Source organism: Natronobacterium haloterrestre, assembly GCF_900112205.1.
Taxonomy (GTDB): domain Archaea; phylum Halobacteriota; class Halobacteria; order Halobacteriales; family Natrialbaceae; genus Natronobacterium; species Natronobacterium haloterrestre.
Genome location: NZ_FOKW01000031.1, coordinates 1 through 1,403 on the forward strand (window position 1 = coordinate 1; position 1,403 = coordinate 1,403).

Consider the following 1,403-nt stretch of genomic DNA (forward strand, 5'->3'; position numbering starts at 1 on the left):
CATTGGTCTTTAGCTAAGCCTCAGCGGTCGGTTGGATGGTGGTAGCGAGCTGTTCTTGAAGGATCGGTCGTTGCTTGTGGATCTTCTGAGCGTCTTCAATCAGCCGCTCTAACAGTGGCGGTGGCGAGTAGGCGAGATATTCCCTCAGTTCACGGAGGATGAGCTGGGCGTGCGACCGGAAGGTCGCCGCCCAGCGTTCCGGCGGGAACACGATCCCATCATCAGCGCGTTCTATGACCAGACCGAGCAAATCACGGCTCACAACCAAGGATAACAACGCTGCGTACAGCAGAATTTCTACGACGTGCTTCTTCGTCGTGTCGAACTTGTCCAGTTCGTACTGTGTCTTGAGTTCCCGGAACAGCAACTCTACCTCCCACCGACAACGGTAAATCGTTGCTAGGTCAGCCGGGCAAAACTCATTCCGAGACAGGTTCGTGATGTACAGATGGTAGTCGTCGGCGTCCTCGTTGCGGACGCCGACGACGCGGAACCGTTTCGTATCTCGTGACTGTGTGCCCGCGTACTCTCGCCGATCGAACTCGACCTCGACTTCCACATCGATGTACTTGCGGGAGAGATCGTCCACGACATCGAAGATCTTCTCGCCTTCCAAGGGAATGGCGCGGCCGCGCCATTCCCGTAATTCCTCCGTTACAACCGGATTTGCGCTCTTTTTCAACCGGCTCACGAAGTAGCCGTCGTTCTCGTCGATCAACGCGAACCGCCGGTACTTGAAGTAAGCGAGATCGAAGACCGCTAGCCGTCCTTCCAGCCACGATCCTGTGTTGAACAACGTGCTGTCGTGCGTTTTCTCGTCTGTGACGCTGAAGTGTTCAACCGTCTGGTCGGTGACATTGTGGAGCAGGTGGAGCTTCGCTCCAGCCTGCTCCTCGTGACGTGCTTTGTACTCTTCAGAGAGCAACTCGTGCAACCGCAGAACGGTTCCATCAGCGATCATCACGTCCCGAAAGCGGTCAAACTCATCAGAGACGGTGTGAGGCACAGCGACCTCGTCGAACCCGTATTCGACGAGGTCGCGGAGGTACTCTGCGAGTGTCGGAGTCAACCGCTGATAGAAGCCACCCGGAGAGAGCGACTCGTCAGCAGTGGAGTTGTAGGTTCGTCTGAAGGCTGCAAGCGTTCGGCTTTCGCCTGCGGCGAAGCCGAACGCAAACGACCAGACAAGCGGTGGAATCTGAAGCTTCCCCTCGCGCTCGACCACGCCGACAGCCTCGGCGTGGTCTTCAAGCGCTTCAGAGGGAAGGAGGTTAGTGAGACGACGCTCAATATCGTGTGAGGAGGCTTCGGTGTACACAGCTGTCGCCTCCTCATTCCTTCCGAAAAGTACCACCGATAAGCCGCCGCAGTCATGCGATTCTTGGCTTAGCTAAAGACGGATG

At 56.7% G+C, this 1,403-nt stretch carries 1 protein-coding gene; it reads right to left on the reverse strand.

Annotated features, from left to right (window positions below):
* Positions 1-13 precede the first annotated feature (13 nt).
* Positions 14-1,318, reverse strand: a complete 1,305-nt coding sequence (locus BM113_RS21690; RefSeq protein ID WP_394327728.1) for an IS4 family transposase — start codon at positions 1,316-1,318, stop codon at positions 14-16.
* Between the last annotated feature and the right edge of the window lie 85 nt (positions 1,319-1,403).